This window comes from Streptomyces sp. NPDC002809 (assembly GCF_040295435.1).
Lineage (GTDB): Bacteria > Actinomycetota > Actinomycetes > Streptomycetales > Streptomycetaceae > Streptomyces.
The window spans coordinates 66,412-91,472 of sequence record NZ_JBEOVJ010000024.1 but is presented as its reverse complement, the minus strand read 5'-3'; the positions used below and the strand labels follow the sequence as shown (position 1 = coordinate 91,472).

Annotated in this window: 20 protein-coding genes and 1 pseudogene; 12 read left to right on the top strand and 9 right to left on the bottom strand. The window is 71.8% G+C overall.

Going from position 1 to position 25,061, the window contains the following annotated elements:
* Positions 1 to 107: 107 nt before the first annotated feature.
* The gene (locus ABT025_RS17065) at positions 108 to 923 is read right to left on the bottom strand and encodes a Cof-type HAD-IIB family hydrolase (RefSeq protein ID WP_350994693.1); all 816 of its coding nucleotides are present in this window, start codon (positions 921 to 923) and stop codon (positions 108 to 110) included.
* Between the two features lie 120 nt (positions 924 to 1,043).
* Between ABT025_RS17065 and ABT025_RS17060 the strand changes: the two genes are divergently transcribed.
* Together ABT025_RS17060 and ABT025_RS17055 are read left to right on the top strand one after the other, a co-directional pair.
* Positions 1,044 to 1,778 carry a SanA/YdcF family protein gene (locus ABT025_RS17060; protein ID WP_350994678.1) on the top strand — a complete coding sequence of 245 codons (735 nt, stop codon included), beginning with the start codon at positions 1,044 to 1,046 and terminating at the stop codon, positions 1,776 to 1,778.
* Positions 1,779 to 1,921: 143 nt separating this feature from the next.
* The gene (locus ABT025_RS17055) at positions 1,922 to 4,072 is read left to right on the top strand and encodes a molybdopterin oxidoreductase family protein (protein WP_350994677.1); all 2,151 of its coding nucleotides are present in this window, start codon (positions 1,922 to 1,924) and stop codon (positions 4,070 to 4,072) included.
* Here the strand turns inward: ABT025_RS17055 and cutA are convergent.
* Both cutA and ABT025_RS17045 read right to left on the bottom strand, forming a co-directional pair.
* Positions 4,024 to 4,362 (bottom strand): divalent-cation tolerance protein CutA, encoded by a 339-nt coding sequence (gene cutA / locus ABT025_RS17050; protein WP_350994676.1) that lies wholly within the window; start codon positions 4,360 to 4,362, stop codon positions 4,024 to 4,026. The genes ABT025_RS17055 and cutA overlap by 49 nt on opposite strands.
* A gap of 67 nt (positions 4,363 to 4,429) precedes the next feature.
* The gene (locus ABT025_RS17045) at positions 4,430 to 5,053 is read right to left on the bottom strand and encodes an NADPH-dependent FMN reductase (protein WP_350994675.1); all 624 of its coding nucleotides are present in this window, start codon (positions 5,051 to 5,053) and stop codon (positions 4,430 to 4,432) included.
* Between the two features lie 87 nt (positions 5,054 to 5,140).
* Here ABT025_RS17045 and ABT025_RS17040 point away from each other — a divergent pair, with 87 nt between their 5' ends.
* From ABT025_RS17040 to ABT025_RS17025, 4 genes and pseudogenes are all read left to right on the top strand, one after another.
* Positions 5,141 to 5,941: an aminotransferase class IV gene (locus ABT025_RS17040; protein ID WP_350994673.1), complete on the top strand. Its 801-nt coding sequence runs from the start codon at positions 5,141 to 5,143 to the stop codon at positions 5,939 to 5,941.
* 79 nt (positions 5,942 to 6,020) lie between these two features.
* The gene (locus tag ABT025_RS17035) at positions 6,021 to 6,482 is read left to right on the top strand and encodes a DUF5990 family protein (protein ID WP_350994671.1); all 462 of its coding nucleotides are present in this window, start codon (positions 6,021 to 6,023) and stop codon (positions 6,480 to 6,482) included.
* A 1,072-nt stretch (positions 6,483 to 7,554) separates the two neighbouring features.
* A pseudogene (locus ABT025_RS39510) lies at positions 7,555 to 7,704 on the top strand (GVDTG sorting domain-containing protein); the annotation flags it as partial.
* Between the two features lie 114 nt (positions 7,705 to 7,818).
* Entirely contained in the window at positions 7,819 to 8,442 is a 624-nt protein-coding gene (locus tag ABT025_RS17025) for a class F sortase (protein WP_350994669.1), read from the top strand.
* Between the two features lie 15 nt (positions 8,443 to 8,457).
* On the opposite strand, the gene ABT025_RS17020 is transcribed toward ABT025_RS17025, so the two are convergent.
* A complete protein-coding gene (locus ABT025_RS17020; protein ID WP_350994667.1) occupies positions 8,458 to 9,246 on the bottom strand; it encodes a sulfite exporter TauE/SafE family protein in 789 nt (262 codons plus the stop codon).
* 182 nt (positions 9,247 to 9,428) lie between these two features.
* Between ABT025_RS17020 and ABT025_RS17015 the strand changes: the two genes are divergently transcribed.
* The 4 genes from ABT025_RS17015 to ABT025_RS17000 all read left to right on the top strand — a co-directional run bounded on the left by ABT025_RS17015 (position 9,429) and on the right by ABT025_RS17000 (position 14,881).
* The gene (locus ABT025_RS17015) at positions 9,429 to 10,643 is read left to right on the top strand and encodes an NAD(P)/FAD-dependent oxidoreductase (RefSeq protein ID WP_350994665.1); all 1,215 of its coding nucleotides are present in this window, start codon (positions 9,429 to 9,431) and stop codon (positions 10,641 to 10,643) included.
* 1 nt (position 10,644) lies between these two features.
* The gene (gene nirB, locus ABT025_RS17010) at positions 10,645 to 13,239 is read left to right on the top strand and encodes a nitrite reductase large subunit NirB (RefSeq protein ID WP_350994663.1); all 2,595 of its coding nucleotides are present in this window, start codon (positions 10,645 to 10,647) and stop codon (positions 13,237 to 13,239) included.
* Positions 13,239 to 13,598, top strand: a complete 360-nt coding sequence (nirD, locus tag ABT025_RS17005; protein ID WP_350994661.1) for a nitrite reductase small subunit NirD — start codon at positions 13,239 to 13,241, stop codon at positions 13,596 to 13,598. The genes nirB and nirD overlap by 1 nt, the downstream gene beginning before the upstream one ends.
* A 116-nt stretch (positions 13,599 to 13,714) precedes the next feature.
* Positions 13,715 to 14,881, top strand: a complete 1,167-nt coding sequence (locus ABT025_RS17000; protein ID WP_350994659.1) for an alkaline phosphatase PhoX — start codon at positions 13,715 to 13,717, stop codon at positions 14,879 to 14,881.
* Between the two features lie 57 nt (positions 14,882 to 14,938).
* Here ABT025_RS17000 and ABT025_RS16995 read toward each other — a convergent pair whose 3' ends face one another.
* The 4 genes from ABT025_RS16995 to dusB form a co-directional block, all read right to left on the bottom strand.
* The gene (locus ABT025_RS16995) at positions 14,939 to 15,358 is read right to left on the bottom strand and encodes a VOC family protein (RefSeq protein ID WP_350994657.1); all 420 of its coding nucleotides are present in this window, start codon (positions 15,356 to 15,358) and stop codon (positions 14,939 to 14,941) included.
* A 157-nt stretch (positions 15,359 to 15,515) separates the two neighbouring features.
* On the bottom strand, positions 15,516 to 16,532 hold the full coding sequence (locus tag ABT025_RS16990; protein WP_350994655.1) for an ArsR/SmtB family transcription factor: 1,017 nt from the start codon (positions 16,530 to 16,532) through the stop codon (positions 15,516 to 15,518).
* 530 nt (positions 16,533 to 17,062) lie between these two features.
* Positions 17,063 to 19,774: a pyruvate, phosphate dikinase gene (gene ppdK, locus ABT025_RS16985; RefSeq protein WP_350994653.1), complete on the bottom strand. Its 2,712-nt coding sequence runs from the start codon at positions 19,772 to 19,774 to the stop codon at positions 17,063 to 17,065.
* 550 nt (positions 19,775 to 20,324) lie between these two features.
* The gene (gene dusB, locus ABT025_RS16980; protein WP_350994651.1) at positions 20,325 to 21,473 is read right to left on the bottom strand and encodes a tRNA dihydrouridine synthase DusB; all 1,149 of its coding nucleotides are present in this window, start codon (positions 21,471 to 21,473) and stop codon (positions 20,325 to 20,327) included.
* 161 nt (positions 21,474 to 21,634) lie between these two features.
* Here dusB and bla point away from each other — a divergent pair, with 161 nt between their 5' ends.
* Both bla and ABT025_RS16970 read left to right on the top strand, forming a co-directional pair.
* A complete protein-coding gene (gene bla, locus ABT025_RS16975) occupies positions 21,635 to 22,621 on the top strand; it encodes a class A beta-lactamase (protein ID WP_350994649.1) in 987 nt (328 codons plus the stop codon).
* A 15-nt stretch (positions 22,622 to 22,636) separates the two neighbouring features.
* Entirely contained in the window at positions 22,637 to 24,130 is a 1,494-nt protein-coding gene (locus ABT025_RS16970) for an MFS transporter (RefSeq protein WP_350994647.1), read from the top strand.
* On the opposite strand, the gene ABT025_RS16965 is transcribed toward ABT025_RS16970, so the two are convergent.
* Positions 24,100 to 25,032 carry an MmyB family transcriptional regulator gene (locus ABT025_RS16965; RefSeq protein ID WP_350994645.1) on the bottom strand — a complete coding sequence of 311 codons (933 nt, stop codon included), beginning with the start codon at positions 25,030 to 25,032 and terminating at the stop codon, positions 24,100 to 24,102. The two genes, ABT025_RS16970 and ABT025_RS16965, sit on opposite strands and share 31 nt — an antisense overlap.
* Positions 25,033 to 25,061 lie beyond the last annotated feature (29 nt).

Sequence of the window (25,061 nt, the reverse complement as noted above, 5' to 3'; positions counted from 1 at the left end):
GTCGTTGCGCGCCGGTCACGGGCGTTTTCCGCAGTCTCACCGGAGGCCCGTGCTCGCTGTCAGCCGGCAGGGCCCCGGGCCGGACCCGCCCGGGGCCCTGCCGGCTGTCAGATGGCGGCCGCGGGCCGGGCCTGGCCGGCGAACAGCCGCTCCAGGACGTCGGCGACGCCGTCCTCCTCGTTGGTGACGGTGTGCGTCGGCACCGCGGCCAGTACGGCCGGATGGGCGTTGGCCATCGCGTAGCCGGTGCCCGCCCAGGCGAGGACGGTGAGGTCGTTGGGCATGTCGCCGAAGGCGATGACCTCGGTGGCGTCGATGCCCCGTGCGGTGCAGAGCACCTCCAGGGTGCCGGCCTTGGTGACACCGGGCGCGCTGATCTCCAGCAGTCCGCGCCCGCCCGAGTGGGTGAGCTGCACCTCGTTGCCCGCGCCCTGCCGGGCGGCGGCCAGCAGGGTGTCGGCGTCGAGCCGGTCCGACCACGCGAGCAGTTTGGTGACGGGGGCCTCGGTGAGCCACAGGTCGGCGAGGGAGGGTACGGGGAGCTCGGCGCCGACGTCCTCGGACATGCGCAGCCGGTAGGCGGGTTCGTACAGGACCTGGTTTCCGGTCTCCAGGGCGAAGCCGATCTCGGGCAGCGCGGCGGCGAGGGCGGTGGCGACCCGCTGGGCGGTGGTCAGGGGCAGGACTCGGGAGGAGACGACGGTGCGGCTCGCGATGTCGTACACGAGCGCCCCGTTGCTGCAGACCGCCGTGCCCGCGAGGCCGGTGGCCTCGGCGAGCCGGTCGACGAAGCGGGGCGGCCGGGCGGTGACGATGACGATCTCCGCCCCGGCGTCCTCCGCCGTGCGCAGGGCCCGCAGGGTGCGCGGGGAAAGGGTTCCGTCGTTACGGAGCAGGGTGCCGTCCAGATCGGACGCGATCAGCCGTGGGAGCAACATCGGCCGATGCTACCGACGGCCCTCGCGGAGAACCCTTTCGGCTGTCCGCTCGTCCTGTCATAGGGGACGGCACGACACAGGACAAAAGGGAAAGCGGGGGATCCGATGCGGCTGAAGCCACAGGGCGGGCGCGCGGTGCGGGCACGACTGCGGAGGGCCGCCGCCCGGCTGCGGCCTCGGCTGCCGCGGACCCGGCGGGGGCGGCGCCTGGCCGTGCAGGGGGTGATGGTCGCCTGCGTGCTGGCGCTGGCCCCGGCCACCTGGCTGCACACGGTCGCCGACGCCCGGGTCAGGACGGCGGCGGACGTGCCCGCGCAGCAGGTCGCGGTGGTGTTCGGCGCGGGGCTGTGGGACGGCAAGCCGTCCCCGTATCTCGCGAACCGGCTGCGGACCGCGGCGGAGCTGTACCGGGACAAGAAGGTGAAGGTCGTGCTGGTGACCGGTGACAACAGCCGGGTGGAGTACGACGAACCGGACGCGATGCGCACGTTCCTGGTCGCGCACGGGGTGCCGGACAGCAGGATCGTCAGCGACTTCGCCGGCTTCGACACCTGGGACTCGTGCGTGCGGGCCAGGAAGATCTTCGGCGTCGAGCGGGCCGTGCTGGTGAGCCAGGGGTTCCACATCCGGCGCGCGATCGCGCTGTGCCGGGCGGCGGGGATCGACGCGTACGGCGTCGGGGTCGATGCCGTACACGATGCGACCTGGTACTACGGCGGCACGCGGGAGGTGTTCGCGGCGGGGAAGGCGGCCCTGGACGCCCTGTTCGAGCCGGATCCGCACTTCCTGGGGCCCCGGGAGCCGGGCGTCGCGAAGGCCCTCGCGGCCGACGACCGGTGACGGCGCGGCACACCTCGGACGGCCGACGACCGGTGACGGCGCGGCGCACCTCACGGCCACCGGGCGGGCGGGCTGAGGTGCGCGTACCGGCGGCGTAACCGGGAGCGGGCACCCGCGTAACAGCCGGCTCGCAGTCTGGGTTCATGACCAGCACCGCGACTGCAGCCACCGCGACCCACTGCCCGTACTGCGCGCTGCAGTGCGGCATGAGCCTGCGCCCGGTCGCCGGTGACGCGGTCGTCGAGGTGGAGGAGCGCACCGGCTTCCCCGTGAACCGGGGCGCGCTGTGCGGCAAGGGCCGTTCCGCGCCCGCGGTGCTCTCCTCCGCGGTGCGGCTGACCGGTCCCCTCGTACGCGACACAGTGAGCGGTGAACTGGAGCCGGCCGGCTGGGACGAGGCGCTGGCCCGCATCGCCGAAGGGGTGCGCGGGACGCGCGCGGAGCACGGGGCCGACGCGGTGGGAGTGTTCGGCGGCGGCGGGCTGACCAACGAGAAGGCGTACGCGCTCGGAAAGTTCGCCCGGGTGGTGCTCGGCACCTCGCAGATCGACTACAACGGGCGGTTCTGCATGTCGTCGGCGGCCGCCGCGCATCAGCGGGCCTTCGGCCTCGACCGCGGACTGCCGTTCCCGCTGGAGGACGTCCCGCGCACCGGATGCGTGATCCTCGTGGGCTCGAACCTCGCGGAGACGATGCCGCCCGCGCTCCGCTATCTGACCGAACTGCGGGAGAACGGCGGCCGGCTGATCGTCATCGATCCCCGCCGCACCAGGACCGCCGAGCAGGCGGACCTCCATCTGGCGCCCCGGCCCGGCACCGATCTGGCGCTCGCACTCGGCATGCTGCACCTGGTGGTGTCGCAGGGGCGGGTGGACGAGGACTTCGTACGGGAGCGCACCAGCGGCTGGGACGAGGCGCGGGCCGGGGTGATGGCCCACTGGCCGGAGCTGGTGGAGCGGCTGACCGGCGTCCCGGTGCCGCAACTGCGGTCGGCCGTCGAGATGTTCTGCGGGGCGGAGGGCGGCATGGTGCTGACCGCGCGCGGCCCCGAGCAGCAGGCGAAGGGAACGGACACCGTCGGCGCCTGGATCAACTTCGCCCTGGCCACCGGGCGCGCGGGCCGGCCGCTGTCCGGCTACGGCTGCCTGACCGGCCAGGGCAACGGCCAGGGCGGTCGTGAACACGGCCAGAAGGCCGACCAGCTGCCCGGCTACCGCAAGCTCACCGACCCGGCGGCGCGCCGCCATGTCGCGGGGGTGTGGGGGGTCGACCCGGACACCCTGCCGGGGCCGGGGCGCAGCGCCTACGAGCTGCTCGACGCGCTGGGCACCGAGGTGCGGGCGCTGCTGGTGATGGGCTCGAATCCGGTGGTGTCCGCGCCGCACGCGGGGCATGTGGAGGAGCGGCTGCGGTCTCTGGACTTCCTCGCGGTCGCCGATGTGGTGCTGTCGGAGACGGCGGCGCTGGCCGATGTGGTGCTGCCGGTGACGCAGTGGGCCGAGGAGACCGGGACCACCACGAACCTGGAGGGCCGGGTGCTGCTGCGCCGGCGTGCGGTCACCGCGCCCGAGGGTGTCCGCAGCGATCTGGACGTGCTGCACGGACTGGCCGGGCTGCTCGGGCACGGGAAGGGGTTCCCGGTCGACCCGGAGGAGGTGTTCGACGAGCTGCGCCGCGCTTCGGCGGGCGGCCCGGCGGACTACTCGGGCATCACGTACGAGCGGATCGCCGCCGAGGACGGGGTCTTCTGGCCGTGTCCGGACACGGAGCACGCCGGTACGCCGCGGCTGTTCCTGGACCGGTTCGCGACGGAGGACGGGCGGGCCCGGTTCGTGCCCGTCACGCACCGGCCGTCCGCCGAGGAGACGGACGCGGAGTATCCGGTGGTGCTGACCACCGGACGGGTCGTCGCCCAGTACCAGTCGGGGGCTCAGACCCGCCGGGTGGCGGAGCTGAACGCTGCCGCCCCGGGGCCGTTCGTCGAGCTGCATCCGCGGCTCGCGGAGCGGATCGGGGTGGCCGAGGGCGACCCGGTGGCGGTCACCTCACGCCGCGGCCGGGCGGTGGCGCCCGCGCGGATCACCGCGGCGATCCGGCAGGACACCGTGTTCATGCCGTTCCACTGGGCGGGCGAGGGCCGGGCCAACACGCTGACCAACCCGGCCCTGGACCCGGTGTCGAGGATGCCGGAGTTCAAGGTCTGCGCGGTGCGGCTGGAGGCGCTCGTCCCGGACCCCGGTGCTGCTCAGAGCGAGGTGACCGGGGCCGTCTCCGCGGAGACCCAGCCCAGGTAGCGGGCGCTCCCCCGGAGCACCGGCAGGGCGATGACCTCCGGGGTGTCGTAGTCGTGCGCCTCCTGGAGGTACGCCTCCAGCTCGTCGTACCGCTCGGCTGTCGTCTTGAGGAACAGCTGCCATTCCTCGGTGGTCTCGATGGCGTTCTGCCAGCGGTAGACCGAGGTGACGGGCGCGGAGATCTGTACGCAGGCGGCGAGTCTCGCCTCCACCGCGCCCTGTGCCAGGAGCTGTGCCTTCTCCTCACTGTCCGTCGTGGTCAGTACGGTCAGCCATGCGGGCGTGGTCACCTTCGGTCTCCTCGGATCGGCAGCGGGTCCTGTCCCCGATTGTCGGGCCCACGCTGCCGTGGCGCAGTCAGCCGCCGTACGGATGGGCCGCCCTGGCGTCCCTCAGAGCCCGCCCCCACCAGATCAGTTGGTCCAGGAGCGACTTGGCGGCGGCGTCGGGGCCGACCGGGTCGCGGTGGCGGCCCTCGTCGTCGAAGAGGGCGCCGGCGTTGTGGAACGAGACGGTGTCGCGGATCGACACGACGTGCAGTTCGGCGAAGACCTGGCGCAGGTGCTCGACCGCGCGCAGACCGCCGGAGACCCCGCCGTAGGAGACGAAGGCGACGGGTTTGGCCTGCCATTCGGCGCGGTGCCAGTCGATGAGGTTCTTGAGCGGGGCCGGGTAGGAGTGGTTGTACTCCGGGGTGATGACGACGAAGGCGTCGGCGTCCGCCAGCCGGCCCGAGACCTCGGCAAGCCGGGCCCGGTCCTCGGGTCCGTGGCTGTACGTGAGGGCGGTCGGGAGGTCGAGTGCGGCGACGTCGACCAGGTCGGTCTCGATGCCGGGGTGGCCGTCGGTACGGGCGAGGAACCAGTCGGCGACGACGGGCGCGAACCGGCCCTCGCGGTTGCTGGCGAGGATGACCGCGACCTTCAGAGGGGTGGTCGTGGGCAGAGCTGTGGCCGTGGTTTCGGCGGTGATGAGGTCCATGCGAGGAGACTCGTACGTCAACCATGGTTGAGGTCAAGCGGCCGCCGCCCGCCCGCCCTCCGCGCGTGTCGGCATACGGTGGACGGCATGACGACTCCAGCGGCCGCACCGCTCCCCTACGCCGAGTTCGACGGACATCCGGCCACCGAGGACGATCTGCGGGCGGCCGCCTTCTTCACCTACGGCCACTTCACGGCCATGCAGGTCAGGGGCGGCCGGGTGCGCGGCCTGGACCTTCACCTGGAGCGGCTCGACGCGGCGAACCGGGAGCTGTTCGAACTCCCCCTGGACGGCGGCCCGGTACGCGAACTGATCCGGCACGCGCTGGGTGCGGCGGGAGCGGCGGACGCCTCGGTGCGGGTGCACGGACTGCGGCCGCCGGGCGCCGACGCGACGACGGTCATGGTCACGGTGCGCGGGCCGGCCCGGATGAGCCCCGAGCCGGTCGGCCTGATGTCCGTCCCGTACGCGCGCACCGCTCCGCACCTCAAGCGCCCCGGCGACTTCGGCCAGACGTACTACGGGAATCTCGCCCGCCGTGCCGGTTTCGACGACGCGCTGCTGACCCTTCCTGACGGCGCGGTGACCGAGGGCGCGATCACCAACATCGGCTTCTGGGACGGCACTTCGGTCGTCTGGCCGCAGGCACCCGCGCTGCTGGGCATCACCATGGCGCTCCTGGAACAGGAGCTGCCCGGCGCGGGCGTGCACTCGGTGCGCAGGCCGGTGACGAAGGACGGACTGGGGGCCTACCGGTCCGCGTTCGTCACCAACTCGCAGGGCATGGCACCGGTCGCCCGTGTCGACGACACCGTGTTCACGGTCGCCGAGGAGTTGATGAAGAGGCTGGCGGCCGCGTACGGAACGGCCTCCTGGGACACCGTCTGACACCCTGGGCGGCCGGTGGCCCGCCGCGGGGGTGGACCATGTCCCCATGCAGACCCCCGCCGAAGGACCTCCGTCGCCCATGCAGATCCACATCGAGGGCTCGCGGCTGCCCGGCCGCGCCTGCGGGCCCGGCGGCGACTTCCCCGGCCGCGAGAACATCCACGTGGGCGTGCAGCGCAAGGACCGGCCCGGTGAGCTCCTCGGACTGCACCCAGGCGACGCCCCGGCCGCCCACTGGACCCTGGACTGCACCACCACCGACGGCCCGGACGGCGTCGAGGCGAGCGGGCCGTTCGTGCAGAACAGGCTCGGCGGCCGGTTCGTCTACCTGTCGTGGGGCACGGTCGACGCGGACGGGCTTTTCTCCATGTTCCGGCGGGCCAAGCTGATGTTCTCCGACATCGACGCGGACACCCTCGAAGCGGCCGCGCGTTCCGGGCACCTCACGGCACGGCTGCCGCTCTCCGACGCCGGGGGACAGCCGCTGTGCGGCCGGATCCGGCCCCCTGTCATCACCTGGTCCGCCGGCGCGCCGGCCTGAGCGGACACCTTCCGGTACAGGCCGAGCCGCCCTCACCGGGCCCAGGGGGGGTGGGTCCGGTGAGGGCGGCGGCCGGGGGCGGCGTGCGCACCGTCCCGTGGGGGGTGAGCATCGTGTGCCCGGCGACACCCGGGTCATGCATGTGACGTACGCCACTTTCCCCCCGGTGGGTCGTCACCCGATCGGCACCGGACACCGAGGGGCCACTCCTGCCCCCCACCATCACCGCTGTGACCTGCGCACATGGGGCGTGGCAAGGAGGCGGCGCCGGTCCGATCAGGTGAAAGCTGACCCGGTGTCAGCAGGCATGGATGGCGGCCCGGCCGTTAGCTCGGAACCAGGACACACCAGCCCGCGCCGTCCCCGCTCGGAGGAACCCCCCATGCGCAGTCCTGCTCGCCTCGTGACCGGCACCGCCGCCGCGGCCCTCGCCGCTGCCGCGCTCGGCCTCGGTGCCGCCGCCCCGTCCGCGTACGGGGACGAAGCGGCGCCACTGGAGATCACTCCCGCGAGTGCGGCCCCGGGCGCCACCGTCACCGTGAACACCACCGCCTGCGGCGGCGACACGGGTGCCACGGGGGACGCGAGCTCCCTGGACGCCTCGCAGTTCGCACTGGCGCCGGCCACTCTCAAGGAGGTGCTGGCCGGTTCGTTCCGGGTGCCGGGCAACATCGAGCCGGGGCCGTACAGCATCGACGTGGCCTGCGAGAACGGCAAGCAGGCCACCGGCGAGATCGAGGTGAAGGCGGCGAGTGCGGCGGGCAAGGACAGCGCCGCCGGGTCCTCCGACACGGACTCCCCCGACACGGGCTCCCCCGCCGATGCCGGTCTGCCCGCGGACCTCTACGACTCCGAGGAGTACGACGCCACCGGTCTCGACGAGGCCGAGGCTTCCGGTTCGGCCCTCGTGCCCGATGCCCCCGCGCTCGCGGGCCGTGGCACCCCCACCGCTCACCCGAGCCCCTCAGGGCACGAGAGTTCCCCCGAGCACGAGAGTTCGTCCGGGCACGAGAGTTCGTCCGGCGGCCACGAAACCCCCTCCGGCCACCACACCTCGGCCGCGCCCACCGCCCCCACGGGGCATGTGAAGACCGGTATCGGCGGCAGCGTCGGACCGGACACCACCCAGATCGCGGCGGGAGCCGGCGTTCTCGCCGCGACCGCCGTCGGCGGAGCCTGGCTCCTGCGTCGCCGGGCGAGCGGCACGCAGGACGACAGCTGACGGAGACTTCCACCTCTCCGTACCGCCCGGATTCCGTCCCGGTGGCCTCGCGCCACCGGGACGGGACCCTTCGTACCCGGGCCCGTCCCGGCCCCCGTCACCCGGAGGACGACCGTGTCCCAGAAGGCCAAGGGCTGGCTGCTCGTCGTCGCGGCGCTGGCCGGTCTCTGGCTGATCCGGAACGGCGCCGACACCCGGCTGACCCCGCCCGCCCCGGCCTCCGCCGACGCCTTCGCCGCCGGCCCCGGACTGCTGCCCGGATCGCCGGTCGCCGAGCCGCTCCGGCCCTCGGCACCCGTCCGCATCACCATCCCCGCCATCCGGGTCGACGCCCCGATGATGCGGCTCGGCCTCGGACCGGACGGCAGCCTCGACGTGCCGCCGGCCGGGAACACCGACATCGTCGGCTGGTACCGGGACGGCCCGCCGCCCGGCGCCAAGGGCACGGCGATCGTCGCCGGCCACGTCGACAACGCCCAGGGCCCGTCCGTCTTCTACGACCTGGGGACGATGAAGAAGGGCAGCACGGTCGAGGTACTGCGCCAGGACGGCCGCACCGCCGTCTTCTCGGTCGACGCGATCGAGGTGTACGACAACGACGACTTCCCCGACCAGCGGGTGTACGGGGCCTCGGAGCACGCCTCCTTGCGCCTGATCACCTGCGGCGGCGGGTTCTCCGACGCGACGGGCTACGAGGGCAACGTGGTGGCGTACGCCCACCTCACCGGCGTGCGCTGAGGGGCCCTGGCCCGTTCAGGCCTGCCACTGGTCGAACGCGAGCTTCGCCACCAGCGAGAAGACCACCACCAGCAGCACCCCGCGGACGAACTCGCTGCCCCTGCGCAGCGCCATCCGCGCCCCGAACAGGCCGCCCGCCAGGTTGAACACCGCCATGAGCGCGGCCAGCTGCCACATCACGTTGCCCTGGTACGCGAACATCGCCAGGGCCCCGCCGTTGGTGCAGACGTTGACGATCTTGGCGGTGGCGGAGGCCGTCACCAGGTCGAGGTGGAGCACCGCGGTGAGCGCCAGCACGAGGAAGGTGCCGGTGCCCGGCCCGAACAGCCCGTCGTACAGCCCGATACCGCCGCCCACCAGGACGATCGCGGTGACGGTGCGGGCCCGGGTGACCCGGGGCGCGGTGCCCTCCTCGGCCGACCGGCCGAACTGGGGCCGCAGCATCACGAACGCGGCCACCGCCAGCAGCACCACCATGATCACCGGGCGCAGCACCTCACTGCTGATCCCGGCGGCGAAGAAGGCTCCGGTCATCGAGCCGGCCAGCGCCGCCAGCCCGATCCGCAGCGCCGTGCCGACCTTCACCGGCGCCTTGCGCGCATAGGTGACGGCGGCGCCCGACGTGCCGACGATGGCGACCGCCTTGTTGGTGCCGAGGATCTGGGCGGCCTGGACGTGCGGCAGTCCGAGCAGCAGCGCGGGCAGCAGAAGCAGTCCGCCGCCCCCGACCACCGCGTCGATCCAGCCGGCCGCCGCCGCGGCGAGGCACAGCACAACGAGGGTGGTCAGGGATATGTCAGGCATGATCGCGACCTTAAGGAAACGGTACGTGTCGCGTCCAACCGTCCCGGAATTCTTGAGCCAATTCTGAGCTCGGCGCCGTGTCCTGCCCTCACAGACACCCTCCGCCGACGCTGAGCGCAAGGTTCCTCCCGGGAAACAGAGGGGATCCGGACGGGTAACACCCCCCGGTCACGCTTCCTGTCATGAGGACACGGACGGAGAACACGGCGCGGGTGGTGGTGATCGGCGCCGGGATGGCGGGCGCACGCCTCGCCGCCAAGGTGCCCGATGTCACCGTCATCGGCGAGGAACCGCACGCCCCCTACAACCGGGTGCTGCTGGCCGAGGTGCTGGCCGGACGGTATCCGGCGGACGTGATCGCCCTTCCCCCGGCCGAGGTCAGGCGCGGGGTGCGGGTGGTGCGGATCGACCGGGCCGACCGGCTGGTGCACTGCGACGACGGAAGCGTCGTGCGCTACGGACGCCTGGTCCTGGCGACCGGCTCCAACCCGGTGCTCCCGCCGCTGCGCGGACTCGGGAACACGATGCCGGACGGGGTGCACGCGTTCCGCACCCTCGACGACTGTCTGGCGCTGCGCGCCTCGGTGCGGCCGGGGGTGAGCGCGGTCGTCATCGGCGGCGGCCTCCTGGGCGTCTCGGCGGCCCGGGCGCTGGCCGAGTGCGGCGCCCAGGTGGTGCTGGCCCAGCAGGGCGAGCACCTCATGGAACGGCAGCTGGACGCGGAGTCGGCGGGGCTGTTGCGGCGTCATCTGGAGTCGCTCGGCGTCGAGGTGCACACCGAGTGCCGGGTCCGCGGGCTGCGCTGCGCCGACGGTGCGGTGCGGGCCGTGGAGCTCGCCGACGGCTACGAGCTGGCGGCCGAGATCACCGTGCTGGCCTGCGGGGTGCGTCCCCGGACGGGCCTCGCGCAGGCGGCCGGTCTGGAGGTCCGCAAGGGCGTCGTGGTCGACGACGAGCTGCGCACCTCCGATCCGTACATCCACGCCGTCGGCGACTGCGCCGAGCACCGCTCCACCCTGTACGGGCTCGCGGGCCCGGCGCTGGAGCAGGCCGATGTGCTCGCCGAGGTGCTGGCCGGCCGGCCCGCCCGGTACGACGGCACCCGGGCCCTGACCCGGCTGACGCTGAACGGCCCGGCCGACCCCGGTACCGGATCGCTCGATCTCGCCGCCTTCGGCGACTCCCGTCCGCTGCCCGGCGACGACGTGATCCGGCTGGCCGACGCCACCCGGGGCGCGTACCGCACGGTCGTCGTCCGCGGCGACCGGCTGGCGGGAGGTGTGCTGCTCGGCGATCTCGCCGCGGTCGGCACCCTGGCCCGCACCTGGCAGGAGGACGAACCGCTCCCCGCCGAAACGTCCCTGCTCCACCTGCTCACCAACGACGGAGGCTTCTGAGATGCCGGTGTCCACTTTCCCGACCGCCCACACCTCCACCCCAGCAGCCGCGGGGACCATCGTGGTCGTCGGGCACGGAATGGTCGGCCAGCGTTTCCTTGAGGCCCTCGCCGACCGCGGGCTGACCGCCTCCGCCGGCACCGCCCGGGTCGTCGTGCTCTGCGAGGAGCCCCGCGCCGCCTACGACCGGGTGCAGCTGACCTCGTACTTCTCGGGGAAGACGCCCGAGGACCTGTCGCTGGTCGAGCAGGGCTTCATGGAGCAGCACGGGTTCGAGCTGCGGATCGGTGACCCGGCCGAGTCCCTGGACCGCGAGGCGCGCACGGTCACCTCGCGTTCCGGCGAGACCTTCACGTACGACACGCTGGTGCTGGCCACCGGCTCCTACCCGTTCGTCCCGCCCGTCCCCGGCAAGGACAGCGAGGGCTGTTTCGTCTACCGCACGATCGAGGACCTGCTCGCGATCGAGGAGTACGCGAAGACGGCGACGACCGGCGCGGTCGTCGGCGGCGGACTGCTCGGTCTGGAGGCGGCGGGCGCCCTGAAGGGGCTCGGACTCGACACGCACGTGGTCGAGTTCGCGCCCCGGCTGATGCCCGTCCAGGTCGACGAGGGCGGCGGCGCGGCGCTGCTGCGCACGATCGAGAACATGGGCCTGACCGTCCACACGGGCGTCGGAACCCAGGAGGTCACCGCGGGCGAGGACGGCTCGGTGAACGGGATGTCGCTCTCCGACGGCTCGTCGCTCGCCACCGACCTGGTGGTCTTCTCGGCCGGGGTCAGGCCCCGCGACCAGCTGGCCCGGGACTGCGGTCTGGCGGTCGGCCAGCGCGGCGGCATCATCGTCGACGACGAGTGCCGCACCTCCGACCCGGCGGTCTTCGCGATCGGCGAGTGCGCGCTGGCCTCGGACGGCCGGGTGTACGGCCTGGTGGCGCCCGGTTACGAGATGGCGCAGACGGCAGCCGAGGTGATCGCGGGCAAGGAGGCCGCGTTCACCGGCGCCGACATGTCGACGAAGCTGAAGCTGCTCGGTGTGGACGTGGCGTCCTTCGGTGACGCCCACGGCACCGCCGAGGGCTGCCTCGACGTCGTGTACGCGGACTCCCGCTCGGGCGTCTACAAGAAGCTGGTGATCGGCCGGGACGGCACGCTGCTCGGCGGCGTGCTCATCGGCGACGCCGACCAGTACGGCACGCTGCGCCCGATGACGGGCACGGTCCTGCCGGTCGCCCCCGAGCAGCTGGTGCTGCCGGCCGGCGCGGGCGGCCCGGTCACCCTCGGCCCCTCGTCGCTGCCCGACGAGGCCGTGATCTGCTCCTGCCACAACGTCACCAAGGGCGCGATCTGCGAGCACACCACGCTGCCCGAGGTGAAGAAGTGCACCAAGGCCGGCACCGGCTGCGGCAGTTGCGTCAAGGTCATCGGCCAGCTGCTCCCGCAGAGCCAGGACAAGGGCCTGTGCGGCTGCTTCTCGTACACCCGCAGCGAGTTGTACGAGATCGTCCGCACCCTGGGAATCACCTCGTACGCCGAGCTGCTCGACTCCCACGGCCGTGAGGCGGCGCGCGGGGGCGACGGCTGCGAGGTCTGCAAGCCGACGGTCGGTTCGGTCATCGCCTCGCTGGCGCCGACGGTCGGTGCGAGCGGCTACGTCCTGGACGGCGAGCAGGCGGCCCTGCAGGACACCAACGACCACTTCCTGGCCAACCTCCAGCGCAACGGCTCCTACTCGATCGTGCCGCGCATCCCCGGCGGCGAGATCACCCCGGAGAAGCTGATCGTGATCGGCGAGGTGGCCCGGGACTTCGGTCTCTACACCAAGATCACCGGCGGCCAGCGGATCGACCTGTTCGGCGCCCGCGTCGACCAGCTGCCGCTGATCTGGACCCGGCTGGTCGACGCGGGCTTCGAGTCGGGGCACGCGTACGGGAAGTCGCTGCGGACGGTCAAGTCCTGCGTGGGGCAGACCTGGTGCCGCTACGGCGTGCAGGACTCGGTGAAGATGGCGATCGACCTGGAGCTGCGCTACCGGGGTCTGCGCTCCCCGCACAAGCTGAAGTCGGCGGTCTCCGGATGCGCCCGTGAATGCGCCGAGGCCCGCGGCAAGGACTTCGGGATCATCGCCACCGCCCAGGGCTGGAACCTGTACGTGGGCGGCAACGGCGGCGCCACCCCGCGCCACGCGGACCTGCTGGCCCAGGACCTGTCCGACGCCGAACTGGTCCGCCTCATCGACCGGTTCCTGATGTTCTACATCCGCACGGCGGACCGGCTGGAGCGCACCTCGACCTGGCTGGACCGTATCGACGGCGGCCTGGAGCACGTACGGGACGTCGTCGTCCACGACTCGCTGGGGCTCTGCGACGAGCTGGAGCGGCTGATGGCCGACCACATCCGCGGTTACCGCGACGAGTGGGCCGAGACCATCAACGACCCGGAGCGGCTGCGCCGCTTCGTCACCTTCGTCAACGCACCCGACGCGCCCGACCCGTCGGTGAAGTTCGTCCCGGAACGCGACCAGGTCAAGCCCGACCTGGACATCCTCGCGGGCCCGGTTCTCGCCATCCGCACTCTTGAAGGGACCGCCTCCTGATGACGACCCAGACGATGGAGACCGCGCAGGACACCCGGGTCATCCGGCTCGCCGCCGGGGACGACTGGCTCACGGTCTGCGACCGTTCGCTGCTGACGCCGGGCCGCGGAGTCGCCGCACTCCTCCCGGACGGCCGGCAGGTCGCACTGTTCGTGGACCGGGCGGGGCGTACGTACGCGATCGACAACCGCGACCCGTTCACCGGTGCGTACGTCCTCTCGCGCGGGCTGGTCGGATCGCAGGGCGGGCAGCCGTTCGTCGCCTCCCCGCTGCTGAAGCAGCGCTTCGACCTGGCGACGGGCGCCTGCCTGGACGACGACGAGGTCTCGGTGCCGGTCTTCGAAGTCCGCGCGGACTGATCCCGGCCCGTTCACCGCCTGTTGACGCTCCGTCAACTGCGTCCCTCTACTGTCCTGACGTTCGACCCGCCGGGCCGACCGGACCGGCGGGCCCTCACGTCACCCGTGGAGTGATCGTGGAACGTCGGACCTTCTTGCGCACAGCGGTGATCGGCGGCTCGGCGGCCGCCTTCGGCGGCACCCTGTGGCGGGGTGCCGCCTTCGCCGGCCCCGCCCAGCCGGCCACCGGCCCGTACGGCGCGCTGCAGGCGGCCAACGGCAACGGCATCCTGCTGCCGGCCGGCTTCTCCAGCAGAATCATCGCCCGCTCGGGGCAGACCGTCCCCGGCACCTCGTACGCCTGGCACAGCGCACCCGACGGGGGCGCCACGTTCGCCGACGGCAGCGGCTGGATCTACGTCTCCAACGCCGAGGTCTCGGCCGGCAGCGGCGGCGGGGCGAGCGCGGTGCGCTTCAACTCCTCCGGAACCGTCACCTCCGCCTCCCGGATCCTGTCCGGCACCGACAACAACTGCGCGGGCGGCCGCACCCCGTGGAACACCTGGCTGTCCTGCGAGGAGGTCAGCCGCGGTTTCGTCTACGAGACGGACCCCTGGGGCGTGAACGCGGCAGTGCAGCGCCCCGCGCTGGGCCGCTTCAAGCACGAGGCTGCGGCGGCCGACCCGGACCACGGGTACGTCTACCTCACCGAGGACGAGACGGACGGCCGCTTCTACCGCTTCCGCCCCACCACCTGGGGCAACCTGTCCACCGGGACCCTCCAGGTCCTGGTGGCGGGCACCGGCACCTCGGGCCCGGTGACCTGGTCGACGGTCCCCGACCCGGACGGCTCGCCCACCCTGACCCGCTACCAGGTCTCCGGCGCCAAGGTGTTCAACGGCGGCGAGGGCTGCTTCTACGCGGCGGGCACCTGCTGGTTCACCACCAAGGGCGACAACCGGGTGTGGGCGTACGACGCGAACGTGTCCAGCATCTCGCTCGTCTACGACGACTCACTGGTCACCGGCGGCAGCGCCCCGCTGACCGGCGTCGACAACGTCACCCGGTCCGCGTCGGGAGACCTGTACGTCGCCGAGGACGGCGGCAACATGGAGATCTGCCTGATCACCCCGGACGACACCGTCGCCCCGTTCCTGCGGATCAGCGGCCAGTCCGGCTCGGAGATCACCGGCCCCGCGTTCTCCCCGGACGGCACGCGGCTCTACTTCTCCTCGCAGCGCGGGACGAGCGGCAGCTCGTCCGGCGGCATCACGTACGAGGTCACGGGGCCGTTCCGCAGCTGAGCGGGGCCCCGGCCGCGCGGCGCCCCTACCGGTGCCGCGCGGCCGTCTCCCCCGCCGTCAGGCCGGCCGGCCGCCGGCTTCGACGGCCTCCGGATCCATCCACACGACCTCCCAGATGTGGTGGTCCGGGTCCTGGAAGGACCGGCCGTACATGAAGCCGAGGTCCTGGGTCTCGTTGGCGGGCGATCCTCCGGAGGCGAGCGCCGTGTCCACCAGCTCGTCCACCTTCTGGCGGCTCTCGGCGCTCAGCGCCAGAATCACCTCGGTGGACTTGGAGGCGTCCGCGATCTCCTTCTTGGTGAAGTCCTTGAAGCGCGGCTCCTCCAGGAGCATGGCGAAGATGGTGTCGCTGATGACGAGACAGGCGGTGTGCTCGTCGCTGAACTGCGGGTTGAAGGAGTATCCGAGCTTGCCGAAGAAGCCCTTGGTCGTCTCGATGTTCTTGACCGGCAGGTTCACGAAAATCATCTGAGGCATGGCCGTACCGCTCTCTCGATGGTGTCCCTTGTGCGTTTCCCGAACGCGTTACGACAGGTAGACGCCGGGGCCACCGGGAACTCATCGGCACCGGACGAAAAATCCTTCCCGCGCGGCGCCGGACGGAAAACCTCGTCGGCACGGGGGAGGCAGCGGCTCAGGACACGGCGAGCGGCGCGCCGCCCCTCAGCAACGAGCCGCCGAGCGGGGTGAGGGTGTGCAGGACCGAGCTGCCGTGGCGCAGGGTGTGGACCAGGCCCGCCTCGCGCAGCACGCTGGCGTGCTGGCTCGCCGAGGCGAGGGAGACGCCCGCCCGGCGGGCGAGCTCGCTGGTCGTGCAGCCGTCGCCGATGACCTTCAGGACCGTCGACCGGGTGTTCCCGAGCAGCCGGCCGAGCCACGGGCCCGGTTCGGCGAAGACCGGGGCGGCGGCGTGGGTCACCGGGTAGACGAGCACCGGCGGGAGCGTCGGGTCGCGGTAGACGACCGGGGTGCCCCGGCAGAAGAAGGACGGCTGGAGGAGCAGGCCGCGTCCGTCCAGGTGCAGTTCGCGGTCGACCGGGTAGTCCGCCTCCAGCACGGGCGCCCGCCAGCGGATCACCGGCGGGAGCGAGGCCAGCAACTCGTCGGCGCCGCCGTCCAGGAGGGCCCGGCCGCGGACCGCGCGGTCGGCCTCGATGCGGGCCTGGATGTGCGGCCAGTAGGGCTCGACCGCGGCCCGGTGGTAGGCGCGCAGGACCCCGATGAGCCTACCGAGGGGCTCGGCGCGCCCCTCCCCCAGCGTGTCCAGCGCCACCGGCCGGATCATCTGCCGGACGGCACCGCGGCCGCCGGCCGCCTCCTGGGCGCCCAGCACCGCCAGTTCGGCCCGCAGCCGCTCGGGCGGGGTGTCGCGCAGGGCCTCCATTCCGGTGGTGAAGTCCATCGGTTCGGCGCCTTCCTGAGAAGGCGTCAGGAAGTCCGGGAAATAGCCGCGCGGTGGAACCACGGCAGACAGCAGACGTACTTCATTGTTCAACCGTGGTCGGGTTTCGGAGCGCCATTTCCCGAACACCGTGGAACCCCGCCGGTCTCTCAGCCGGTGAAAGCTGAGAATGGTCTCCCATAATGCGTCCGGCCCGGTGGCCATCCGCACCTTGGAAAGGTCCCATCCGGAGACATGGATACGCAGCACCGAACCCCCACCCCTTGCACCTGCAATTACCCCCGCGCAAGAGTATGCGAAGGGTAACTACACGTCACCACGGGGTTTCGGCCAGAGGTGAAACGTCTCGCCCCGAACCACCGTCACCCGAAAGGCTGTACGACGTCGGGTGCGATTCCGGAACCACCGGAGGAGCGGGTGAAGGCCGTGGGGGGTTTTGCCCGCTCGGCGGCGGTCGGTGACGGTGCGGCTCCGCGCTCGATGGGGGTAAGCCGGGTGCGGTCCGGGGATGGGGATCCCCGGACCGCACCCCGGTCCGTTACGGACCCATCTCTTTGCGCATTAAACGAAGCAATGAATAATCGCACCCCCGTAGAAAGCGCTCACATTCCGGCGTCCGGCCCTGGGGGCGCGGCATCCGCACAGTGCCCCGCGCACATGACAAAGCGGCGGCACCCCCGCACAGGGTGCCGCCGCCTTCGGGAATTCCGCGGCCGCCGCCGGACCGATGAGGGTCGTCCGGTCCGGCGGCAGCCGGCGGAATCAGTGGCTCCGCCGCGTCATCGGCTGTCGCTGCCCCGCGACTCCGCAGCCGCCCGGCCGGCCTCCAGCCGGGCCACCGGAATGCGGAACGGTGAGCAGGAGACGTAGTCCAGGCCCACCTCGTGGAAGAAGTGCACCGACTCCGGGTCGCCACCGTGCTCGCCGCAGACGCCGAGCTTCAGGTCGGGACGCGTGGCCTTGCCGGCCGCGACCGCGCTGCGTACCAGCGCCCCCACGCCGTCCCTGTCGATCGTCTCGAACGGGGAGACCCCGAAGATGCCCTTCTCCAGGTACGCGGTGAAGAACGAGGCCTCCACGTCGTCACGGGAGAAGCCCCACACCGTCTGGGTCAGGTCGTTGGTGCCGAAGGAGAAGAACTCCGCCGCCTCGGCGATCTGGCCGGCGGTCAGCGCGGCGCGCGGCAGCTCGATCATCGTGCCGATCTTCAGCTTGAGGTTCGTGCCCGTGGCGGCCTGGACCTCGGCGATGACCCGGTCGGCCTCCTCGCGGACGATCTCCAGCTCCTGGACCGTACCGACGAGCGGGATCATGATCTCCGCGCGCGGGTCGCCCTTGGCGTTCTTGCGCTCGGCGGCGGCCTCGGCGATCGCCCGCACCTGCATGGCGAACAGACCGGGGATGACCAGGCCGAGCCGGACCCCGCGCAGACCGAGCATCGGGTTCTGCTCGTGCAGCTTGTGCACGGCCTGCAGCAGCCGCAGGTCGTTCTCGTTGGCGTCCTTGCGGGACTCGGCGAGCGCGACGCGGACCGAGAGTTCGGTGATGTCGGGCAGGAACTCGTGCAGCGGCGGGTCCAGCAGCCGTACGGTGACGGGCAGTCCGTCCATCGCCTCGAAGAGCTCGATGAAGTCGGCCTTCTGGAGCGGAAGCAGCTCCTCCAGGGCCGTCTCGCGCTCCTGGTCGGTGTCGGCCAGGATCAGCTTCTCGACCATCTCGCGGCGCTCGCCGAGGAACATGTGCTCGGTGCGGCACAGCCCGATGCCCTGGGCGCCGAAGCGACGGGCCCGCAGGGCGTCCTCTGCGTTGTCCGCGTTGGCCCGCACCCGCAGTCGGCGCACCCGGTCCGCGTACGCCATGATCCGGTGCACGGCGGCGACCAGCTCGTCGGCGTCGTCGGCGCCCGCGTGCATCCGGCCCTCGAAGTACTCGACGACCGGCGACGGTACGACGGGTACCTCACCGAGGTACACCTTGCCGGTCGAGCCGTCGATGGAGACGACGTCGCCCTCCTCGATGACCTGCCCGCCCACCGTCATCCGGCGGCGCTTGGTGTCGACCTCCAGGTCCTCGGCGCCGCAGACACAGGTCTTGCCCATGCCGCGGGCGACGACGGCCGCGTGCGAGGTCTTGCCGCCGCGCGAGGTCAGGATGCCCTCGGCGGCGATCATGCCGTCGAGGTCGTCCGGGTTGGTCTCGCGGCGGATGAGGATGACCTTCTCGCCGGAACGGGACCACTTGACCGCGGTGTACGAGTCGAAGACGGCCTTGCCGACCGCGGCGCCCGGCGAAGCGGCGATGCCGCGGCCCAGCCGCTCCGTCTTCGCTTCGTCGTCGAAGCGCGGGAACATCAGCTGCGCGAGCTGCGCGCCGTTGACGCGCTGGAGCGCCTCGGCCTCGTCGATGAGTCCCTGGTCGACGAGCTGGGTGGCGATCCGGAAGGCGGCACCGGCGGTGCGCTTGCCCACCCGGGTCTGGAGCATCCACAGCTGGCCGCGCTCGATGGTGAACTCGATGTCGCAGAGGTCCTTGTAGTGGGTCTCCAGCGTCTCCATGATCTGCATCAGCTGGTCGTACGACTTCTTGTCGATCGACTCCAGCTCGGCGAGCGGCACGGTGTTGCGGATGCCCGCGACGACGTCCTCGCCCTGCGCGTTCTGCAGGTAGTCGCCGTACACGCCCTGGTGGCCGCTGGCGGGGTCACGGGTGAACGCGACACCGGTACCGGAGTCCGGGCCGAGGTTGCCGAAGACCATGGAGCAGACGTTGACCGCGGTGCCGAGGTCGCCGGGGATGCGCTCCTGGCGGCGGTAGAGCTTGGCCCGGTCGGTGTTCCACGAGTCGAAGACCGCCTTTATGGCCAGGTCCATCTGCTCGCGCGGGTCCTGCGGGAAGTCCCGTCCGGCGTCCCGCGTGACGATCTTCTTGAACTGCTTGACCAGCTTCTTCAGATCGCCCGCGTCGAGATCCACGTCGACGGTGACGCCCTTGGCCTGCTTCGCGGCCTCCAGCGCCTCCTCGAAGAGGTCGCCGTCGACGCCGAGGACGGTCTTGCCGAACATCTGGATCAGGCGGCGGTACGAGTCCCACGCGAACCGCTCGTCGCCGGACTGGGCGACGAGGCCGACGACGGAGGCGTCGGAGAGGCCGATGTTGAGAACCGTGTCCATCATGCCGGGCATCGAGAACTTGGCGCCGGAGCGGACGGACACCAGCAGCGGGTCGTCGGCCTGGCCGAGCTTCTTGCCCATCCGCGCCTCAAGGGCGTCGAGGTGCGCACTCACCTCGTCGCGCAGGGCGGCCGGCTCGTCGCCGCTGTCGAGGTAGACCTTGCACGCCTCGGTGGTGATGGTGAAACCCGGAGGGACGGGAAGCCCGAGGTTGGTCATCTCGGCGAGGTTGGCACCCTTCCCGCCGAGAAGGTCCTTCAGTTCCTTGTTGCCCTCGGTGAAGTCGTAGACGAACTTCTGAAGGTCTTCGTTTTCCGACACGGGTCTCGACTCCTCGACGACGCGGTGGCTGCCCTGACGGCGAGGAACATACCCAGATCGAAGGTGTCTCGGTACGTCCACTTGCCCGTCATGCGGCCTCAACCACCCGTCCGCCAGCAGATCGAAAGTGACCGCACGGGTGAGCCGTTCGATCGCCCGTATTCAAGACTTGTACGCATCACTACGGAACGCCCTCCTGCCGCACAGATTTCGTCACCGTGCGTAGGGATGGCACCGATCGATCAAACCGAAGCCATCTGGCACCCAGTGCCATCATTTGAGAAGTGCACCCCGTTCACTTGCGCTCAAATGAGCGTCACGCGTCTCAAGGTGGCGAGAATCACGCCGGGGCGGCCGCTCAGATGTCACCATCCGGACGCCCTCCAGGTGGCTCCCGGTGGCTCTCTGCTCACACAGCGGAAGCTAAACGCATCACGGAGCCACGCCAGGCGTCACTTCTCGGCCCGATCGGCCGATTCTCGCGGGATAATGCGCTCACATGAGCGTGGGCTCCGCGAGGGCACCGAGTGCCCTCACGGAGAGGCGCTCGTCAGCCGCCCGACGTGTCCAGTTCCGCGTCCGCGCCGACGCCCGCGCAGTCGTACGGGTCCTTCAGCCAGCCGTCCGGGAGCACCACCCGGTTGTTGCCCGAGGTGCGTCCGCGCGGACCGTCGGCGCCGTCCGGCCACGGCTGGTCCAGCTCCAGCTCCTGCAGCTGGGAGCCGAGCTCCTCGAGCGACGAGGTGATCGCCAGCCTCTTGCGCATCTCGGAGCCGACCGCGAAACCCTTCAGGTACCAGGCCACGTGCTTGCGGAAGTCGATCACGCCGCGGGTCTCGTCGCCGATCCACTCCCCCAACAGCGTCGCGTGCCGCAGCATGACGTCCGCGACGGTCCGCAGGGAGGGCGCCTGCCGCGTCCCCGTACCCTCGAACGCGCTCACCAGGTCGCCGAAGAGCCAGGGGCGGCCCAGGCAGCCGCGGCCCACGACCACGCCGTCGCAGCCGGTCTCGCGCATCATCCGCAGGGCGTCGTCCGCACACCAGATGTCACCGTTGCCGAGGACGGGGATCTCCGGAACGTGTTCCTTGAGCCGGGCGATGGCGTCCCAGTCGGCGGTGCCTCCGTAGTGCTGCGCCGTCGTCCTGCCGTGCAGGGCGACGGCCGTCACGCCCTCCTCGACGGCGATGCGGCCGGCGTCGAGGAACGTGAGGTGGTCGTCGTCGATGCCCTTGCGCATCTTGATGGTGACGGGCAGGTCACCGGCGCACGAGACGGCCTGCTTGAGGATCGCGCGCAGCAGCGGCCGCTTGTACGGGAGCGCCGAGCCGCCGCCCTTGCGGGTGACCTTGGGGACCGGGCAGCCGAAGTTCAGGTCGATGTGGTCGGCGAGGTTCTCGTCGACGATCATGCGGACGGCCTTGCCGACCGTGACCGGGTCGACTCCGTACAGCTGGATCGAGCGCGGGGTCTCGCTCGCGTCGAAGTGGATGAGCTGCATGGTCTTCTCATTGCGCTCGACCAGGGCCCGCGTCGTGATCATCTCGCTGACGAACAGCCCCTTGCCGCCCGAGAACTCCCGGCACAGGGTTCGGAAGGGCGCGTTGGTGATGCCGGCCATGGGGGCCAGGACCACCGGCGGCTGCACGGTGTGCGGGCCGATGCGGAGCAGCTGGGGCGAGGGGGCGAGCGTGGTCATTCCCCCATTGTCGCGTACGCGGGGAACTGCTCCGGTGGCGGCGGGGACGGGCCGGGCGGCGCGGGCCGCGGCCGGGGCCCTGTTGCGGGGTCCCCGCTGTCGGACCCCGCACGTAGCGTGAGGGGGACGGTACCGAATCAGCGAACGAGGGAACGACACTCATGAATTCCGCCCGCTCCACCCGCATCGCCCGCCCCTTAGGCCCGAGCGCGCCGACGGCATCGGCCGCCCGAACGGCCCCCACCCGCCGCGCCCTGCTCTCACTGGGCACCGCAGGGGCGGCCGGTGCGCTGCTCGCCGCCGCCGCGGGTCCCTCCCGGGCCGCCGCGCGGACACCCGGGCCCGGATCCGCGGGCGTCCAGCTGCGCGAGCTGGAACGCGTCCATGGCGCCCGCGTCGGCGCGTTCGCGTACAACCTGGCCACCGGGGCCGCCGTCCGCCACCGGGCCGATGAGCTCTTCCCCGTGCTCTCCACGTTCAAGACGCTCGCCGCGGCAGCCGTGCTGAGGGACCTGGACCGGGAGGGCGAGGTGCTCGGCCGGCTCGTCCGCTACACGAAGGCGGACTGCGTGGTCGATTCGCCGTTCACCGACACACCGGAACACATCGCGAGCGGGCTGACCGTCGCCCAGCTCTGCGACGCGGCCATCTGCGACAGCGACAACACCGCAGGCAATCTGCTGCTGCGCGAGCTCGGCAGCCCGGGGGCGATCACTCGTTTCAGCCGCTCGATCGGTGATCCGACGACACGGCTCGACCGCTGGGAGCCGGACCTCAATTCGGCCGAGCCCGGGCGGCGCACGGACACCACCACGCCTGCCGCCATCGCGCACGACTACGCCCGGCTCGTACTCGGGGACGTGCTGGAACCGGGTGACCGCGAGCGGCTGACCGGCTGGCTGCTGAACTGCCGGACCAGCGGGACCCGTTTCCGGACCGGGCTGCCGCCGGAGTGGACGGTCGCGGACAAGACCGGCGGCGGATCGTACGGCAGCTGCAACGACGTGGGCATCGCCTGGACTCCGGACGGGACCCCGGTGGTGCTGGCCGTGCTGACGACCAAGCCGGACGGGGACGCGGGGGCGGCCGGGGACCATCCGCTGGTGGCCGGCGCCGCCCGGATACTGGCAGCGGAAGTCGTTAGTTAGGCGTACTATCCATGAATGCCTGAGCTCAGCCACCGGCGACGGATGCTCGTACTGGCGATCTGCTGCATGAGCCTCCTGCTCGTCAGCCTCGACGTCACCGTCCTCAACGTCGCTCTGCCCGCCATGCGCCAGGACCTCGACGCGAGCGTCGCAGGGATGCAGTGGACGATCGACGCGTACACGCTCGTCCTTGCCTCCCTGCTGATGCTCGCGGGGTCCACCGCCGACCGGATCGGCCGGCGCAAGGTCTTCATGGCCGGTCTCGTCCTGTTCACCCTGGGCTCGGCGCTCTGCTCGCTGGCACCCAGCCTGGAGATGCTCATCGCGTTCCGGATGGTGCAGGCCGTCGGTGGCTCGATGCTCAACCCCGTGGCGATGTCGATCATCACCAACACCTTCACCGACCCCCGCGAGCGCGCCCGCGCGATCGGTGTGTGGGGCGGGGTCGTCGGCGTCTCGATGGCCGCGGGCCCCGTGGTCGGCGGCGCCTTGGTCGACTCGGTCGGCTGGCGGTCGATCTTCTGGATCAACCTGCCGGTCGGCATCGCCGCCTTGCTGCTGACCTGGCGGTACGTCCCCGAGTCCCGTGCCCCGAAGGCACGCCGCCCGGACCCCGTCGGCCAGCTGCTGGTGATCACGCTGCTGGGCTCGCTGACGTACGCGATCATCGAGGCGCCGCAGAAGGGCTGGACCTCGGCGGAGATCCTGCTCCTCGCCACGCTCGCGGCAGCCTCGCTCATCGGCCTGCTGGTGTACGAGCCCCGGCGCACCGACCCGCTGATCGACCTGCGGTTCTTCCGCAGCATCCCCTTCAGCGGGGCCACCGTCATCGCGGTCAGTGCCTTCGCCGCCCTCGGCGGCTTCCTCTTCGTCAACACGCTCTATCTGCAGGACGTGCGGGGCCTGAGCGCGCTCACCGCGGGCCTCTACATGCTGCCGATGGCGACGGTGGTCTGTGTGCTGTCACCCCTGTCGGGCCGGCTCGTCGCCAGCCGCGGACCGCGCATCCCGCTGCTCGTCGCCGGTGTCGCGATGGCGGTGAGCGGGCTGATGTTCGCGGCGTTCGACGCGGAGACCGGCACCGCGTCGATGTTCACCGCGTACGTGCTGTTCGGTCTGGGCTTCGGCGCGGTGAACGCGCCGATCACCAACACCGCCGTCTCCGGGATGCCACGCGCCCAGGCGGGCGTGGCCGCGGCGATCGCCTCGACCAGCCGCCAGATCGGGCAGACGCTGGGCGTCGCCGTGATCGGGGCGGTCCTTGCGGCGGGGGTGACCGGCTCCTCGCACGGCAGCGGGCAGGCGGGCGACTTCGTCGAGGCCGGCAGGACCGCCTGGTGGATCATCACCGGCTGCGGGGTGTGCGTCCTGCTGGTCGGCGCGCTGAGCAGCGGGCGCTGGGCCCGCGGCACCGCCCGCCGGACCGCGGAACGGCTGGAGGAGTCTGCGGCCGTGGTCCCGTCCGGCGCTCCCGCGGGTCAGTCCTCCTCGGCGAGCACCAGGGCCTGAAGCCGCTCCAGCCGCTCGCGGGTCTCCTCGTCGCACGGCACGTACGTCACCAGCCTCGGTCCGGCGGACGGGCCGAGCCAGAGGTCTGTGGTCTCCACCCGGAGCAGCCCGACCAGGGCGTTGCGGAAGACCTTGGACCGGCCACCGGCCCCCAGGACCTCGTGCCGCGCCCAGATCTCCCGGAATTCCGGCGACGCCGCTTCCAGCCGCTCGCGCAGCTCCTTCCAGGAGGGTTCGGCGAGGTGTTCCGCCATCGCTGCCCGGAATTTGGCGGTCAGGAGACGGGCCACCTCGTCGATGTCGATCATCGAGGATCGCCACTGTTCGTTCGTGTAGGCCAGCAGCATGATGTTGCGGTCCTCGGGAGCGACGGCGTCCATGTCGCAGAGCAGCCGGCCGTAGGTGCGGTTGTGGGCGAGGACGTCGTACCGGCTGTTCTGTACGCAGGCCGGCACCGGTTCCAGCTGCCGCAGCAAGATGCGCAGGGCCGGGGTGATGCTCGGGCACTCCGTGCCGGGCGCCGGGTCGATGGCGGCGGCGAGGGAGAAGAGGTGGGTGCGCTCGCTGCGGTCCAGGAGCAGGGCGCGGGCGAGCGCGTCGAGGACCTGGGGCGAGACCTGGATGTCACGCGCCTGTTCGAGCCAGGTGTACCAGGTGACGCCGACGGCGGAGAGCTGGGCGACCTCCTCACGGCGCAGCCCCGGGGTGCGCCGGCGGCGGCCCCGGACCAGCCCCACCTGCTCGGGGGTGATCCGCTCCCGGCGGCTGCGCAGGAAGTCCGCGAGCTCGTGGCGCCGGATCTCGGGTTCGGGCGGGTCGGGGAGCTCCCGTTGGGGCTCGGGGGCCTCCGGGATCCGGACCGCTTCGAGGTCCTTCCGCGCTGCCGTCACCATCGTCGTCATGCCTCCAGGTTGCGGGACCGTCCGATGCC

What these genes read in the sequence shown, in the direction of transcription:
- ABT025_RS17060 (WP_350994678.1), top strand. Translation starts at nt 1,044, where the DNA reads ATGCGGCTGAAGCCACAGGGCGGGCGCGCGGTGCGGGCACGACTGCGG.
- ABT025_RS17055 (WP_350994677.1), top strand. Translation starts at nt 1,922, where the DNA reads ATGACCAGCACCGCGACTGCAGCCACCGCGACCCACTGCCCGTACTGC.
- ABT025_RS17045 (WP_350994675.1), bottom strand. Translation starts at nt 5,053, where the DNA reads ATGGACCTCATCACCGCCGAAACCACGGCCACAGCTCTGCCCACGACC.
- ABT025_RS17040 (WP_350994673.1), top strand. Translation starts at nt 5,141, where the DNA reads ATGACGACTCCAGCGGCCGCACCGCTCCCCTACGCCGAGTTCGACGGA.
- ABT025_RS17035 (WP_350994671.1), top strand. Translation starts at nt 6,021, where the DNA reads ATGCAGATCCACATCGAGGGCTCGCGGCTGCCCGGCCGCGCCTGCGGG.
- ABT025_RS17020 (WP_350994667.1), bottom strand. Translation starts at nt 9,246, where the DNA reads ATGCCTGACATATCCCTGACCACCCTCGTTGTGCTGTGCCTCGCCGCG.
- ABT025_RS17015 (WP_350994665.1), top strand. Translation starts at nt 9,429, where the DNA reads ATGAGGACACGGACGGAGAACACGGCGCGGGTGGTGGTGATCGGCGCC.
- nirB (WP_350994663.1), top strand. Translation starts at nt 10,645, where the DNA reads ATGCCGGTGTCCACTTTCCCGACCGCCCACACCTCCACCCCAGCAGCC.
- nirD (WP_350994661.1), top strand. Translation starts at nt 13,239, where the DNA reads ATGACGACCCAGACGATGGAGACCGCGCAGGACACCCGGGTCATCCGG.
- ABT025_RS16995 (WP_350994657.1), bottom strand. Translation starts at nt 15,358, where the DNA reads ATGCCTCAGATGATTTTCGTGAACCTGCCGGTCAAGAACATCGAGACG.
- dusB (WP_350994651.1), bottom strand. Translation starts at nt 21,473, where the DNA reads ATGACCACGCTCGCCCCCTCGCCCCAGCTGCTCCGCATCGGCCCGCAC.
- bla (WP_350994649.1), top strand. Translation starts at nt 21,635, where the DNA reads ATGAATTCCGCCCGCTCCACCCGCATCGCCCGCCCCTTAGGCCCGAGC.
- ABT025_RS16970 (WP_350994647.1), top strand. Translation starts at nt 22,637, where the DNA reads ATGCCTGAGCTCAGCCACCGGCGACGGATGCTCGTACTGGCGATCTGC.
- ABT025_RS16965 (WP_350994645.1), bottom strand. Translation starts at nt 25,032, where the DNA reads ATGACGACGATGGTGACGGCAGCGCGGAAGGACCTCGAAGCGGTCCGG.